Origin of the sequence: Virgibacillus sp. NKC19-3 (genome assembly GCF_019837165.1) — a bacterium.
Taxonomy (GTDB): domain Bacteria; phylum Bacillota; class Bacilli; order Bacillales; family Amphibacillaceae; genus Virgibacillus_L; species Virgibacillus_L saliphilus.
In genome coordinates this window covers 1518490-1535351 of record NZ_JAGYHC010000001.1, presented here as the reverse complement: position 1 = coordinate 1535351, position 16862 = coordinate 1518490, and the positions used below count along the sequence as shown (strand labels likewise).

10 protein-coding genes and 1 pseudogene are annotated in these 16862 nt (G+C 36.9%); 1 reads left to right on the top strand and 10 read right to left on the bottom strand.

Annotated elements, in window-relative coordinates:
• Window positions 1-68: 68 nt before the first annotated feature.
• On the top strand, window positions 69-3137 hold the full coding sequence (locus tag KFZ56_RS07455; RefSeq protein ID WP_222641255.1) for an endo-beta-N-acetylglucosaminidase: 3069 nt from the start codon (window positions 69-71) through the stop codon (window positions 3135-3137).
• Between the two features lie 147 nt (window positions 3138-3284).
• Here the strand turns inward: KFZ56_RS07455 and KFZ56_RS07450 are convergent, their stop codons facing one another.
• The 10 genes and pseudogenes from KFZ56_RS07450 to KFZ56_RS07405 form a co-directional block, all read right to left on the bottom strand.
• The gene (locus KFZ56_RS07450) at window positions 3285-4106 is read right to left on the bottom strand and encodes a carbohydrate ABC transporter permease (RefSeq protein WP_222641253.1); all 822 of its coding nucleotides are present in this window, start codon (window positions 4104-4106) and stop codon (window positions 3285-3287) included.
• On the bottom strand, window positions 4106-5044 hold the full coding sequence (locus KFZ56_RS07445; RefSeq protein WP_222641251.1) for a carbohydrate ABC transporter permease: 939 nt from the start codon (window positions 5042-5044) through the stop codon (window positions 4106-4108). The genes KFZ56_RS07450 and KFZ56_RS07445 overlap by 1 nt, the downstream gene beginning before the upstream one ends.
• Window positions 5045-5115: 71 nt before the next feature.
• Window positions 5116-6417 carry an ABC transporter substrate-binding protein gene (locus tag KFZ56_RS07440; RefSeq protein ID WP_375540667.1) on the bottom strand — a complete coding sequence of 434 codons (1302 nt, stop codon included), beginning with the start codon at window positions 6415-6417 and terminating at the stop codon, window positions 5116-5118.
• Between the two features lie 100 nt (window positions 6418-6517).
• Window positions 6518-7942, bottom strand: a complete 1425-nt coding sequence (locus KFZ56_RS07435) for a response regulator transcription factor (protein ID WP_222641249.1) — start codon at window positions 7940-7942, stop codon at window positions 6518-6520.
• 17 nt (window positions 7943-7959) lie between these two features.
• On the bottom strand, window positions 7960-9375 hold the full coding sequence (locus tag KFZ56_RS07430) for a sensor histidine kinase (RefSeq protein WP_222641247.1): 1416 nt from the start codon (window positions 9373-9375) through the stop codon (window positions 7960-7962).
• Complete coding sequence (locus KFZ56_RS07425; protein ID WP_222641245.1) at window positions 9372-10358, bottom strand: sugar-binding protein; 987 nt, start codon at window positions 10356-10358, stop codon at window positions 9372-9374. The genes KFZ56_RS07430 and KFZ56_RS07425 overlap by 4 nt, the downstream gene beginning before the upstream one ends.
• Before the next feature lie 174 nt (window positions 10359-10532).
• A complete protein-coding gene (gene lacZ / locus KFZ56_RS07420) occupies window positions 10533-13565 on the bottom strand; it encodes a beta-galactosidase, LacZ type (RefSeq protein ID WP_255584915.1) in 3033 nt (1010 codons plus the stop codon).
• A 95-nt stretch (window positions 13566-13660) separates the two neighbouring features.
• A complete protein-coding gene (locus KFZ56_RS07415) occupies window positions 13661-14488 on the bottom strand; it encodes a carbohydrate ABC transporter permease (protein WP_222641244.1) in 828 nt (275 codons plus the stop codon).
• Window positions 14485-15299, bottom strand: a pseudogene (locus tag KFZ56_RS07410) (carbohydrate ABC transporter permease). The gene KFZ56_RS07415 and the pseudogene KFZ56_RS07410 overlap by 4 nt, the downstream one beginning before the upstream one ends.
• A gap of 154 nt (window positions 15300-15453) precedes the next feature.
• Complete coding sequence (locus KFZ56_RS07405; RefSeq protein WP_222641243.1) at window positions 15454-16761, bottom strand: ABC transporter substrate-binding protein; 1308 nt, start codon at window positions 16759-16761, stop codon at window positions 15454-15456.
• Window positions 16762-16862: the final 101 nt, after the last annotated feature.

The following is a 16862-nucleotide window of genomic DNA, read 5'->3' as shown; positions in this document are numbered from 1 at the left end:
AACCAGTGTTTAAGAAGTGATCAGAAAACAGAATATTTTTTTATAACATTACTATGAGGGAGTATATTATGTTCAAAAATAATTTGAAACACTATCATTTTATTATTTCAATTACTTTATTAACATTAATAACCTTTTCTACATCAACTGTTATATTTGCTGAAGGAGATGAAAGCGGTGCCATCAATGAAAGGTATAAGAATGAATTGAGCTTACAACCAGTAGCTCCGGCTTTTAATGTTGAATCACTTTTGAAGTGGTCGCCTAATGATGATCCAGATGCAAAATTGAATCAATCCAGTATATCGTTAAACAAGGAAAGATTTAAAGGTCACCAAGTTAATCCATTAGCAAACCATGATGTTGGTATTACGTCAGCAGCCATTACGACGATAGACCATGATTTATCAAGTTCTGTAGGTAGTAATGATTTTAATGTATATGCCTTTGACAACTGGCAACTTCTAGAATCTTATATATATTGGCCAGGTGCTCCTAACAAAGAAGGTGTATTCGCATTACCATCACCAGATATTGTAGACGCAGCCCATCGAAATGGAGTCCCTGTATATGCTTCAATAGGTTTTCCTTGGGGGCCAGGTTCACCAGAAACCTTGGCTGAGATTGAAGATTTTACTCAACAAGCAGAAGATGGATCGTTTCCTGTTGCCGAAAAAATGATAGAAATAGCACAATACTATGGTTTTGATGGTTATTTTTTTAATCAGGAAACTTCAGGTGTTAATAAAGAAACAGCAACACAGATGAATGAGATGATGCGATATCTTAAACGTAACTCAGATTTGAATATTAACTGGTATGATTCTCAAGCTAACGACGGCACCATCTCATATCAGAATGCCGTGAATGAAATAAATGACATGTATGTGGAACGGGCTGAGGATGGCGCTTATGCAGTTGATGAATTCTTTTTGAATTATAATTGGGGAATCAATGAAATTGATACAACTGTTTCAACGATGAACAAGCATGATCACTCGCCTTATAATGCTTATGCTGGTTTTGAACTACAGCAGAATTCCTATAACACAAAAATAAATACTGATGCACTACTAAATGATCAGGACCAATCTAAAGTTTCCATTGCTTTGTACACGCCTAATTCTACAATGGGGATGGCAGATAACCCAGCTGATTTTCATAATAAGGAAAATTATCTTTGGACTGGACCACAAGGTGACCCTTCATTAGCAAATGACTCAGAAGATTGGAAAGGGATGGCTCGGTTTGCTACCGATTCATCGGTTATCCAAAGTAAACCCTTTACTAGTAATTTCAATAGCGGTCATGGTAAAAAATATTACGCAAACGGGAAAGAAGTAAGTTCGCAAGAATGGAATAATCGTTCTATTCAAGATATTATGCCAACATGGCGCTGGTGGATTCGAGGAGAAGGAAGCAACTTAAATAGTGAATACGACTTTGAAAAGGCCTACAATGGCGGAAATTCTTTAAAATTCACTGGAGATCTTGAAGCAAATTCTGAGAATGACATTATGTTATATAGCACAGACCTTTCCATTAAAAATTCAACAAAAATACGTCTAGTTTATCAAAATAAGCCAGGAGCTGATGTTTCATTAGGTGTAGCGTATAATGAAGATTATTCAAAAGAAGATATGACCTATTATCCACTACCAGATAATAAGAAGAACTGGGAAACAATTGAACTTGATTTAGGCGAAGACGCTGGCAAAACAGCTTACGCCGTAAGTTTAAATATCAAAAATACAGATGAAATAGATGATTATTCCATTAATTTAGGACAAATCTCTCTGTATGATGAGGAAAGTCCTATTGCAGTACTCGAAGATGCTAAAGTAGAAGAAAAAATGTTAAAAACTGCTGATGAAGCAGAAGCTCGTTTAAGTTGGACTCCAAAAGAGGATGTACAACATTATGAAGTTTATCAAGAAAACGCACAAGGAGATGATAAACTTTTAGGTGTTACTCCAAATAATCATTTTTATACACCCAATATCACCAGAACGGAGGAAAACGCCTCTAGTGATAATATAACAACACTTAAAGTTGTGCCTGTTAATGAAACTTTTGAACGTGGGAAGACAGCAACAACCAACTTTGATTGGGGGCTGGATATTGATGCAACAGAATATGACCAGAATCCTCCTTCACCAAATGTGGCGTTAAATGCTAATGTTACAGATGTTTCATTTGAAAATACTACGGAACCAGCTTCTAATGCTTTAGATGGATTATCAAGTACTAAATGGGCAGCAACTGATGAACAAGAAGGATATATAACAATAGATATGGGGGAAGAGAAAACAATCCGTCGATGGAGAGTTGAACATGCTGAATCAGGCGGAGAAGAAAAAAATATGAATACAGTGGATTTTGAACTTCTTTACAAAACAGAAAATGGTGAATGGACAAGTGCAGAAAGAATAACAGATAATGAAGATGCAATAACAGATATTGTTTTAGACGAACCAGTTACTTCCAGTGAATTTAAATTACAAATTCATAACAGTGGTTCATCACCATGGGAAGCTATTCGTATTAATGAGTGGCAACTATTCGAAAGCGAAAAAACACCTAAGACCGAAAATCTTATGATGCATTTCGCGTCAGCTAAAAATAATGAAGGTGCAAATGATGAAGTCACTATTGAAAATGTTGAAAAAGACCAAGTTGTAAGATTATATAAATCTTTAGAAACGAAAGACGTACTAGCTGAAAAAAAAGCAAAGGAAGATGATGAAGCCGTAACATTTGAAAATCTGGACTTGGGAGATGAAGCAGGAAGGATCTATTACACTATACAAACACCGGGAGCAGATGAAAGCCTGAGGTATAGTGCGGGTTATTTAAGTGAGAATTTAACTGTAGCTGATCTTCAGTTAGCTTTACATCATTTGGATCTCAAAAGGGAACTTTCAGGTAGCGACACTCTTCATGCGTTAAAGACGCATTTAACAGCTATTGAACATTATGTTGAGCAAGGAAAAAAGGATAAGACCCTCAATCATTTAAATGGTTTTAAAACGTTACTGGATCACCAACTGGAAAATGACCTAATTTCTGGAGAAGCCTTAAAATCACTTAAAGCATATACAGATGAAGTTATCAAAAATTATAAAGAAATATTGTAGAGAAGTAGGAGGGCTTTCTCCCTCCTACTTCTTGGAACTTAATCACAATCCTCAAGTTATTCCAACCTTTAAAAGTAATATCCAAATGGCCCATTAAAAATACTGCATCATTGAAAACCAAACAGCGCATCATAATAACTTTCCAACCTACCCCTTCACAGACCCTGCCAAAAGCCCACGCACAAAATATTTCCCTAGAAATATATACACAAGCAATGTCGGCATTGCGGCAATTAACGCCCCTGCCATTTGTACGTTCCATTCTACCATTTGACTTCCGGATAGATTTTGTAAGGCTACCATAATTGGTTGTTTATCTGAAGTCGTAACCGTGACTGCAAATAAAAATTCATTCCATATGTTCGTAAATTGCCAGATCGCCACAACAACAAACCCTGTAATTGACAGTGGAATAATAATATGCCTAAATACCCCCAGGAAACTGGCTCCATCTATCTTCGCTGACTCAATCATGGAATCAGGAATATTTGCATAGAAATTCCGGAACATCAATGTTGTAATTGGCAGACCATATACAACATGTACGAGAATCAAGCCCGGGATCGTATTATATAATTCTATCGTTCGTAAAAATTGGATCATTGGGATTAAAATACTCTGATAAGGAATAAACATGCCAAATAAAATCAATGTAAATAGCGTATTAGCTCCCTTAAACTTCCATTTTGACAAAACATAACCGTTCATCGCACCAAGCAGTGCTGAAAGTAAGGTTGCAGGTACAACCAAGTAAACACTATTCATAAAATTCGGGGCTAATTGCGAAATAGCTGCCCCGTAAGAACTAAAATCTATCGATGTCGGCAATGCCCACATGCTCTCTAACGAAACTTCATCGAGTGGCTTTAAACTTGTAACAATAATCACGTAAACAGGCATTAAAAAAATAACCGCAAAAAAGATTAACAAAGCATATTTAATTATTTTACCAAAAGGAACTGACGCCATTAACGATCACCCTTTCTGTTGCTCCATAAGTATGGAACAATAAATACTGCCACTAGGAGTAACATGATAATGGCTATCGCAGCGCCATTCGCATAATAATTTCCTCTAAACGTGGTTTCAAACATATAAACGCCAGGTACATCGGTAACGAAATTAGCACCTGGACCTGTCATCGCATAAATTAAATCAAATATTTTCAGGGAAATATGTGCCATAATAATAACAACACTCATTGTAATTGGCAGAAGCATAGGCAAAACAACTTTTCGATAAACTTGAAACTCACTTGCTCCGTCCATACGAGCCGCTTCGCGTAGTTCGTCCGGGATTCCGCGCAATCCGGCTAAATACATTGCTAGGGAAAAGCCTGTCATTTGCCATACTGCAGCAATAACCACCGCTATAATAGCAATTGGTAAACCAAATTCAATATTTCCCCACTCAAAACCTGCCAGAATATTTGTATCCGTATACCATTTTGGTTGGATTCCAAACACCTGTAAAAACTGATTAAATCCGGTAGAAGGATTCAGTAACCATTGCCATACAACTCCCGTAACGACAAAAGATAAAGCCATCGGAAATAGAAAAATATTACGGAAAATCGTTTCCCCTTTTAGCTTCTGATCGATTAATATGGCTAAGCCCAGCCCCATTACAATAACCATACCAATAAAGAAAATAGTGAAAAATAATGTATTACGCAAATCCGACTGGAACCTGAAATCCTGGAATAAATAGATATAATTTTTTAGTCCTGCAAATGAAAAATCCGGTACCAGTGAATTATAATTACTTAACGAAACATATCCCGTCCACCCGATAAACCCATAAACAAAAACAAGAATAAGAAAAAGGGATGGAATCAAAAAACATATCGCTGTCCATTGATCTTTTGAAATTTTTCGCTTGTTCTTTATCTGTGTACCTTTCGCCATACATACCCTCCTGACATTAAGGCTTAATGAATAGGAGGCCGTCAAGAGACAGCCTCCTAGAAAATTATTCACTACATCTCAGGTGCTGCGTTTTCTAACGCTTGAATAAAATTATCAATATCTCCTTGTGTCACAAATATGTTTACAGCTTGATTCGCTTTTGTTAAAAATCCTTCCGATGCCGCTGATCCATGTGCGAGACTTGGTACTAATCTGGAATTCGTGAAATCTTCCATTGCATCTTTCCCGTATTCATCATATTCTTCCGGATCGGCATCTACTCGAGCAGGAATTCCCCCTTTTAAAGGGTTGAACGTATCCTGACCTTCTACGGATCCAAATTCTGTCAAGAATTTCTCAACTTCTTCTGTGTTCTCCACCCCTTTTGGTAATCCGAATGTATCCGTGATTACCTGAAATTCACCATCCGTATCCGGAAATGGAAAATACCCAAAGTCTTCATTTGTTTCCAAATCCAAATCATTTGCAAAATAGCCTTTTGCCCAGTCGCCCATATTAATCATCGCAGCTTCACCACTTGCGACAAGCTGAGCAGCATCTTGCCAATTACGGGATGCATGATCCTCGTTCACATAATCAAGCATTTGCCCGAAGATTTCTATCGCTTCCACAACCCGTTCATCATCAAATTCAATTTCACCTGCAAAAAGATTTTGGTAATCATCTGGCCCTAAGACACCTAAGAGAATGTTTTCAAAAACCTGTGTTGCAGGCCATGATTCTTTGTCGCCTAATGCGATTGGGGTTATACCAGCTTCCTCTAATTGCTCCGCCGCGGCAAAAAATTCATCAAAAGATGTAGGTACCTCAATATCATTCTCTTCAAATATTTCCATATTATAGAAGAAAACATTCCCACGGTGAATATTTACAGGTACAGAGTAAATGTCATCACCCTCACTTACTAGCTCAATTAATTCTTCAGGAAATTTATCCATCCACTCATTTTCTTCAAACAAATCATTTAATGGCTCCATTTTATCTGCGGCAACCCAACTTTTGTTCAGTTCCTCGCCACCATGTACTTGAAATGTTGATGGCGGATCATTTCCTTGCATTCGTGTTGCCAGCACTGCTTTGGCATTCGTTCCCGCACCGCCAGCTACTGCTGCATTTTCAACCGTAATGTCCGGATGTTTCTCTTCGAATAAATCAATAAATGCAAGTAATCCATCTTCTTCTCCAGCTCCAGTCCACCAACTGAAGATTTCCACTTCACCACTTGAACTATCGCTGCTTTCATTTTCATCCGAACCACCGTCTGATTCCATGTCACCTGACGAATCCGCACTACATGCAGCTATCAAGAGTACAAGTGCAACAAATATGACTATCCCATATACTTTCTTCACGAATAACTCCCCCTCTTATTGATATCACTCCCATTATCTATTATAAAAAAAGTGAAGCCATTTCATGGGTGAAATAAACTGTATTATTTTACGTTTTTCTTCACTTTTCAAAGATACCTTGTTGAAACTGCTTCGGAGATTCATGATAATATTTTTTAAAAACTCGACTAAAATAATTTGGATCATTATACCCGACCATGAAACTAATTTCTTTTAAGGAATACCAATTAAGCTCCATTAATTCTTTTGCTTTTTGCAAACGAACCTTTGTTACAAAATCAATAAAGGTCTCCCCGAATTCCTGCTTAAACAGATTCGATAAATAATTCGGACTTAAATTCACGGAAGCTGCAACATTTTCCAATGTTATTGTTTCTGCGAAATGCGCAAGGATGTATTTTCTTGCCTGAAAACCATATTGTTTCGACTGATGAAATTCACTTAGTTTCATACAGCATAAATGAAGAAAGGAGTACCAATCCTGATCCGTTTGCAGTGAAGTAAATGAATATCTAGGCATAGCAATATCATGCGTCGTGAATATCATTTTTAGCTCCATATACAGTGCTTCTTTTTCACTATCTGTCAGCGTTTCCTGATATTTTTTAAAATACATTTTTGCACCATTACTATGTCCCTTTTCAACCATATGACCTATTTGAGTAATAGGACTTTCTTCATTTCGTCGTGAATGATTTGTTTGAAGGAATCCGTATTTTCTGTTGTTCTCTGAAGCTAGAAGTAAACAAGCCTCATATGCTTCAAAATAGGATTTCGAGAGATTATCTAAAGAAATGTATGGAAAACCCATTCCAATGAACAGCTTGTCATCAAGTTCATAATTTAGCTTTCTAGCTAATGTTAATATCGCTGACTTTTCAAGTATCGTTGGTGCAATCATACATATAACCGTAACTTCCCGGGTTTGAAGTACTATAGTAGAATGTGAAATCATTGCTTTAATAGCGTTCTTAATAGATTCTAGATGATTATCAACCGTTGGCTTTATCACGAAAAAACAGCCACTTTTCATGTCAGGAAATAACGCTTTTTGTAGTTCGATCATCTCTTCATCAAAGGAGGCAGGTTGCATCAATTTTATTATAAATTTTTCCTTCAAAAGTGCACTTTCTTTTCTTCTTTTCTCCTGTTCCTCTTCAATTTCTCTTTCCACCCGTTCTATTGTTTTCATCATTTCTTCCCTTTTCCCAGGTTTTAAAATATAATCCTTAATCCCAAACCGCATCGCTTCTTTCGCATAGTCGAACGAATCATAGGCGGAAAGCAATATAAATTTGGTCTGTGGTTGAGACTTGTGGATCTCCTTAATGGCCGTTAACCCATCAATACCTGGCATCTTGATATCCATAAAAATAATATCCGGATTGGTCTTCTCAGCTAACTCAATAGCTTTCCTTCCATTTTCAGCCTCTCCGACAACAAGCATATGATGAAAGTTGTCTTCAATGAATTTCTTACATGCTTTTCGCTCCAATAATTCATCTTCTGCAATCAATATGTGCATACGAATCCTCTCCGTTGTTATTTTTTAGGTAACACCAACCGAATTGTCGTCCCTTCCCCTTGTTCCGATTCAATCTCCACCACATGATCCAATTGATAATGTAACTGAAGTCGTCGAATGACGTTCGTTAAGCCTATCCCTGTCGAATGACCCACATGCACTTCTTCCAAATTAGATAAAGACAATAGCCGTTTAACAGTATCCTGCTTCATCCCAGCCCCATCATCCTGAACTTCTATTATGATATTTTCCGTCAATTCATAAATTTGTAATGTGATAGCGCCTCCATTCTCGTTTTCCTCAATTCCATGTATAAAAGCATTTTCAACCAATGGCTGCAAGATCAGCCTTGGCACCTCGATCTCCAGGCAATTCTCATCAATGTTCCATTCAAATCGGATCCGTTCAGAAAAACGTATTTTTTGAATATGAAAATAGTTCTTTACTACCTCTACTTCATTCCTTAATGAAATTGTTGTATCCATCTGTCCTAAATTATGCCGAAGCAGGCCTGCCACCGCATCAATGAGCCTCGAGGTTGATTTAGCATCCTCTAAGTAAGCCATCTTTGAAATGGTATTTAATGTATTAAATAAAAAATGTGGGTTCATTTGATTCTGCAGGTGTTTTAACTCCATTTCTTTGACAAGTTGATCCAATTCAGACTGATCTTTTATCTCTTCAACTAATCCATGTATATTCGAACGCATATTATGAAACGTATCACCAAGCAACTTTAATTCATCGGTTGATTGGATGTTTATCGGTTCTCCAAGTAAATTGCCTTCTGATACTTCTTTTGCCGCATAAGCCAATTTATGAATGGGTTGAGTTATCCCTTTGGAGAACCATAATGCAAAGCATATGGCTAACATAACCGTTGTAATAAACAGAAAAATAATAAAAAGCATAAAATGTTCATTGCGCAATTGTAAATCCTGATAAAGGGCTTGATATGCTGTTAATTCAACATCTATTATTTCTAACGTAGATGCTTGAATATATTCAGAAGCTATTCTTGTTTCTTCCAAGTGATATGTATAATTTTCAATATCATCTTGTAGAACAAAACCAACAGTAAGCTCACTCTCATGCATAAAAGACTCTATTAAATTGATATAATTTTTTATTTCTATTGCATTGCTATCATCAAAGGCATTTTCAAGCTGTTCAATTTCGTTTTCTAACCTATTTTTCGTTTTAAAGTAATCTATTTCATTCATAGCTTTCGCATTGGTTACATACATCCCCGTGTGCATATATAACTCCTCTGATTTTTGAGAAATGGCGTTTAATAATAGAAAACGTTGAAAGCTATCATCGTAACTGTTCGTTAATTCATTGGAACTTACAAAAATAGACACCGCTGTGACTTGAAATAAAAGAACGAATGCAAAGAAATAGACTAATAGTTTTCCGCGGATTGTCTTCATTGACTTTCACCATGAATTTTAGACAAATCTTGTTTTTCTATAACCCCGGTATCTGTGAAAATTTGATTTTCCAAAAGATCCTGTTTTTGTAAGTCAATCAACACCTCTACAGAATCAAACCCCATTTCATGGGGGTACTGCTCAATAGTTGCATTAATTTCATTCTTTCGAATCAGATTCAATGTTTCCGGTAAAACATCGAAAGCAGTAATATACATCTCTTTATTTGGCGCAATTTCCTGCAACCCTTCTACCATCCCTACCCCATCAAGTGCGCTCAATCCAACTAAAGCATTGACTTTGGGATTTTCCTTAAGTAATGCGTAGGTTGCTTGTGTAGCACCAATTTCGGTAATATTCGATTCCTCTTTAGCCACAATTTGAACACGGGGTTCAGACGCAATAGCTGATTGAAAACCAGCCATTCGCTCTTGCTGATTGATTGCTTCAAACCTTCCAGTAATAATCCCTACAAATTGTTTCCCTTCTGTATTTTCGATAATTGTTTTCCCAGCAAGTTCGCCAGCATAGAAATTATCCGTTCCAACATAGGCCTTCCGGGCACTGCTTTTCACATCCGTATCAATTGTGATTATTGGTATATCGCGCTCAGTCGCTTTATGCACAAGATCTACAAAACGCTCTTCTTCAACCCCTTGAACAATAATACCATCGACTTTGGCGGCTATCATTCGGTCAAATAACCTTAGTAACTGATCATTATCCGCTTTTTGTGGTGCTACATATTCCAAGAAAATATCATTTTCTGCTGCTGCCTCTTTTGCCCCTTGTTCTATTAATCGCCAATAATCGTTTTCAGTTTCTTCCGCTATTAATGCGAAATGATGCGTGTAACTTTTAGACGTAGCATTCGTTGGTTCGATGTAAAATGTTTTATATCCGTAGAATAACATTCCAATGAAGCTGGTTAGGAAGAATATTATCGTTATAGTGTAGAAGAGGGTTCTTGTTTTGATTATCATTGTAGTCACCTGCTTTTAAAAACGTTTGCTGTCTATGGTTCATTTTTATGATGGGAAAATCGATTCTATAATAAGAAAGACCCTAATTCATCAAAACTTTGATGAATTAGGGTCTGTTTTTTACTTTTGTGTTATTAATTTATACCTATCTATTCTTGCTAACTTCCAAAGTATCTAATAAATCGGTGCTATAAAAAATTCAAATTGATGATCTTCTTCTGCTTTAATTAGAAACTCATCATGAATAGGTGCACCCCAACTATCATCTCCACCAACTCCCATTTGTCTACCTATAACAGTAACCACTGTATAATGGACGTTAGGCAGTTCATAACGATGATAGGCATTTTCCAATTCAAACGCAGTATATGGAGAAACATTACATTCCAGTGGCCTATCGACACCTGCTATCCTTATACCGTAATTTTCATTATTTGTTATATCAACTTTACGAACTCCCGTCCTATTCCCGGACTCCTGTGGTATAACATAAGGTGCTATATTGTCGACTACTTTATTTTTGAATTTGCATAGCTTGGCACCATTCGAGCGGTCTATATAATTTTCTTCCGGGCCTTTGGCATACCAATCCAATTGGTCATAATCAGCTGGAATTTTAAATGATACTGCATATAAAGGCATATTCGGCAAACCTTTTACACCTTGGTATGATAAATTTACTTTCAAAGTACCATCCGCATAAACCGTATAAGCAATCGTAACTTTTACATCGGGATGGATAGACATTTCATATTCAGCGACTATCATTGCATGATGCTTGTCTTCCTTTACTACTTTAATATCTGTACATTTTTGAAACAGGCTTGCTATATACCAGCTACCATTTTTAAAACCAGTTTGGCTGCCACGATCATTATCAGTTAAAGCCCGCCAAAATAATGGTGCTGGAGCGTGCTTCATCATTTCTGTTCCTGAATAGTTGAGTGAGATCAATGAACCGGTAGTTCGCGAAAAAATGGTGCTGAAATGCTCACCATGCACACCAATATTAACATCACCCGTAACAACCTCAACTTTGCCTTCTGGAATAACAAAAGGTTGTTTGCCATTCTCGAATTCATATTCTCCAAAGGCCACCTCAAAACCTTTATCTGCCCATAGTGTTTTATCCTTTAATATAAAGGATGTAAGGATGACATATTCACCCTTTTCATGGAAGTCAGAAGGAAAGTCTAATTTAATATATTCTTCGGTTTCAGGTGCTACATTCACTTCTTTCTCATCACTAAATATCTCATTACCTTCATAACTAATACTATATTTTAATATAAATTGGTTTGTATCCGTGAACAAATTGTCATTAATTATTTTAACACCAGTACGGTCAGGTTCCAGTTTTATATTTTGGTATAAAAAACGGACCTCCTGCATTTTCGGAGAGAGTTCGCGAGTAGCATAAACAATACCATTCGTGCAAAAATTGTTGTCTGTAGGTCGATCGTTAAAATCTCCGCCGAATGCAATATACTCCTCACCATAGCGATTCTCTTTGACTATCCCCTGATCAATGTAATCCCAAATAAATCCACCTTGATACATTGGATATTTTCGTTCGAAGTCCGTATATTTTTTCATACCTCCAAGCGAATTGCCCATTGCATGTATATATTCGCAGCTAATATAAGGTTTGTCAGGATTATTGGACAAATATTTCTCAATTTCATTTGGTTTGGCATACATTCGGCTTTCCATATCACTTGTATCATTATAGTCCCGGTTATGAAACACACCTTCATAATGAACCAATCGACTTGGATCTGCTTCTCTAAAATAGTTTGCAATATTCAAGAGGACTTCCCCTGCATATGACTCATTCCCACATGACCAAATTAAAATAGATGGGTGATTTTTATCCCTTTCATACATTGAAATAGCACGATCCATTACAATATCTTGCCATTCATCATTATTTCCGGGGATCACCCAGGATGGATCTACATCACCCATTTTTTGCCAGGTTCCATGTGTCTCCAAATTCATTTCATCAATAACATAGATTCCATATCGATCGCAAAGTTCATACCATTCGGTTTTGTTCGGATAATGGGACGTTCGGACTGCATTAATATTATGTTGTTTCAACGTTTTAATATCCCAAAGCATATCCTCTTTTGTTACTGACCTACCATGGTAACAATTAAATTCATGACGGTTGACACCTTTAAAAATAATTCGTTTGCCATTTATATGCATGATACTATTTTTCATCTCAAAACGTCTAAACCCTACCTGTTGCGGAATAACTTCAATCAACTCACCCGACTGATCATAGAGTTGAATATAAGCTTGATACAGATATGGGTTTTCTGCACTCCATAACTCAGGTTTGTTTATATGTAAGGTCAATATTTCCTTCAAATTTGAAAGTTCCTTTTCGACATCAACGACAACTTGATTGGTTGCATCCTTCAGTGAAACTTTAGCTTTTACACCATCGGCTGCCCCAGACAAATTCAGCTCAACATGTAAGTCAGCCTTTGTATACGAGTCATTCAAATTTGTTGTTACATGGAGATCCTCTACATGAGTTGCAGGCTTTGTATACAAATACACATCTCTAAAAATGCCAGAAAAACGCCAGAAATCCTGATCCTCAAGCCAACTACCAGTGCTACGCTGATAGACCTCAAGGGCAAGTTTATTTTTACCGGCTTTCAAAAATGAAGTAAGTTCAAAATCAGCTGGTGTGAAACTATCTTCACTGTAGCCGACGAATTTGCCATTTAACCATACATAAAACGCCGTTTCGACACCTTGAAAAGATACAAATAATGGTTGTTCCTTCATAGATTGTGGAACTTCAAAATGCTTCACATAACTTCCAACCGTATTCTGTTTCTCTGAAATTTGCGGTGGTCGAAGCTCTTCATGCCCATCCCACGGATACATCGTATTTACATACTGCGGCTTTCCGTAACCTTGCAGTTGTATATGCCCTGGAACTTGGATTGTTTCCCACCCTGAACAATCATAATCTTGTTCATAAAAACGCTCCATCCTGCTCTTTGGATTTGGAGCATAACTGAATTTCCATGTCCCGTTCAAACTATGACGAAAATTCATTGGACCTTTTTCTTGTGCTTCTTTCATTGTCTCGTAATATGTATGGTCAGAATGCGCAGAAACCCGGTTAACCGCAAATACATTAACATCTGTTAACCAACTTAATTTGGGATGATGTTCCATTATTTATTCCACTCCTACTATAGTAATTTTTCTAACGAATAAATTTATATTAACGAATTTGATGCGTATAACTAATTCCCACCAATGGTTCATTATTATCCCTTTACTGAACCCATCATTCCAGCAACGAAGTGTTTTTGCATAAAGAAAAAAACGAGTGCTGTCGGTAATGTAGTAATAACAATAGCAGTCATAATCACTCCATAGTCGGGAGCATATCCTGCACCTAAATTGGAAATGAGTAATGGTACAGTTTGATTCTCAGGAGATTGCAAGATCACTAACGGCCATAAGTAATTATTCCAACTATTCATGAAAGCAATAATAGCTGCTGCTGCATACGTTGTTTTCATCGTTGGTACGAAAACACGGAAAAAGATACCAAGCTCACTTAATCCATCTATCCTTCCCGCTTCAATTAAATCTTTCGGAAACATTTTCGTGTTTTGCCGAAATAGAAAAATAAAAAACGCCGTCGTTATCGTGGGTAAAATGGCAGCTGCTAATGTATCGATTCCCATTGCTGGTACCGTGTCTGTTAAATTACCAAATAACCGATATAGTGGGATCATTATTGATGCAAATGGAATCATCATGGATACCAAAAGAATATTAAACACCCAATCCTTTCCACGGCTCTGAAATATTTCAAATCCATAACCAGCTAATGAAGCAATCACTAAAGTTAAAATAGTTGTGACTACCGCAATGATCGCCGAGTTAACTAAGGCAGTAACAATATCAACGGTTCCAAACAATGCTTTTATGTTCTCCAACAAATGCGTGCCGGGTAATAAACGCCCCCTGGTTACGTCAACGGATTCATTTGTCATGCTTACAATCATCCACAAAAAAGGAAAGATACTAATAAAGGAGGCTACTACCAAGAATACATAAATAAAAATACGCTTCAGTTTTTTCACTTTTTATCACCTGCCACTCTAAACTGAATAATAGATAGTACAACAACTAACAATACGATTACGTAAGACACAGTAGATGCATAACCAAAATCTGGGCTATACTCAAATGATAGATTATAGATATATTGGGATATGGACAATGTTGCATTACCTGGCCCACCTCCAGTTATATTCATAACCTCATCAAACAGTTGCAATGTCCCTATTGTTGAAATGATAGAAGTAAATAAAATAATCGGTTTTAGCATCGGTATTGTTATTTTGGTGAATTGTTGAAAAGAATTTGCACCATCAATCTTTGCAGCTTCATAAATAGATCTATCTATATTTTGTAATGATGACAAATAAAAATCATGTTATACCCCGTCCATCTCCAAGTTATTGCGATTATAATAATGACTTTTGCCCAAAATGGATCCGAAAGCCAATTTATTGGTTCAGAGATAATAGAAAGATCTACTAAAAATTTATTAAAAATACCATCGACTCCAAACATATATTTAAATATAACCGAATATGCAACAAGTGAAGTCACACATGGCAGAAAAATCGCCATTCGAAAAAAACCTCGAAATTTTAATGTTGCATCATTGAGCATCACCGAAAATACAAGTGCCAATACAATCATGACTGGGACTTGAATGATTAAATAAATGATTGTATTCATTAAAGCGGTTTTAAAGGTCGGATCATTAAAAAGCCTAATATAATTATCCAAACCGACATACTCTAAGCTTGCTCCCATACCAGATTGAAAAGATAGTAGTAATGCTTGTACCATTGGATAAAAGTAGAACACAGAAATTGCCATAACCGCAAATATAATAAACAGCCAGCCAATATTATTTTTTCTGATAAGCTGTCTCACAATCTCACTCCTTTCTTTAAAAATAAGCCTAGAGCACAGTCTAAAAGTTGCTGTTAAATTCAACTAGTAGACGGAAACTCAAGGCTTTATCTTTCGCTTAATTAAGCTGTGTTTCAGCTTGTACTTGAGCATCGTTTAACACTTCTGAAAGTTCTCCCCCACTGAGATAATTTTGCATTGATTCAATAATAATGTCTTCAATTGCATAAGTGTGCAGTCCATAAGTAACTCCTGGAATTTGGTCCGTCCAATTGGAAAAATCCTCAACGATTGACTGTCCGCTGAAAAAATCGTCCTCAGCTGCAAAGGCTTCACCGTCCATTGCAGGTAGATAAGCACCTATTGCCCCAATTTCCGTCACAAGTTCTTCATACATGTCTACATCAGAACCGAACGTATTGGCTAGAAATTCGGCAGCCTTTTCTTTACCATCAATATTAAGAACATACCACGAACTTCCTCCCAAGTTGGAAGCATTTATAGAACCTTCCATATCTAACCTTGGAGTAGGAACGACTGCCCACTCCCCTTCTTGAGAATCTTCCGCTTTAATACTTGGAGTAATCCAGTTTCCAGTTGGTACGGTTGCTACTTCACCACTGTTGAAGGCCCCTACAAATTGACTCCAGTCAGAAACTACTTTTGCGATATCAGCATCCATCATATTTTTATAGACTTGAAATGCTTCAGCCAGAGCATCATTATCAGCAAGATCCGGAATGGCTCCATCTTCTTCCACATACCAAGAACCGGAAGATTGAATCATCATACGAATTTGCCCCAAATCGTTTGGATCCAAGGTAAGGAAATCTACTCCCACTTGCTCTTTGACTTCTTCTCCAATCTCAATATACTCTTCCCAAGTAATATCCGTTAGGTCCTCTACAGTGAATCCAGCTTCTTCCAAGTAGTCCGTACGCACATAAATGCCTGTTGCACCAGAATCAAATGGTACGCCATATTGGTTTCCATCAAGATTGGTTGTTGCCATTTTATAGTCAGCAAAATCATTTGTATCAATATAATCATCCACTGCATAAAATGCATCCGGGTAGGACTCCAAAAAACTTTGCGCACGGTAATCTTCAATTAAAACAATATTTGGCAAGCCTGTGTCAGCTCCAGAACTAAGACTTGTATTCAATCTTTGGATAATGTCATCCTGAGCATTTTCAACTATATTTAGATCAACATCTTCTTCACCATCGTAAGCTTCATCTGCAATTTCAAGACCAGCGATATTAAATTCCGGATCCCAGGCCCATGCAGTAATTTCATTCTCATTTTCTGACCCTGAATCAGAAGAATCATCACTATTTGTTCCCGCATCCTCATTACCACCAGAACAGGCTACCAATGATAGAATACCAATGAACATTAAACCCAAAAGCATGAGTTTCTTCATCTATTTTCCCCCTCGTAAAATATTTGAAATACATTCGTAATATTTTCAAAACAGGATGTTTACGTTTGCATAATAACTAACTTGTATTATCACCACCTTTC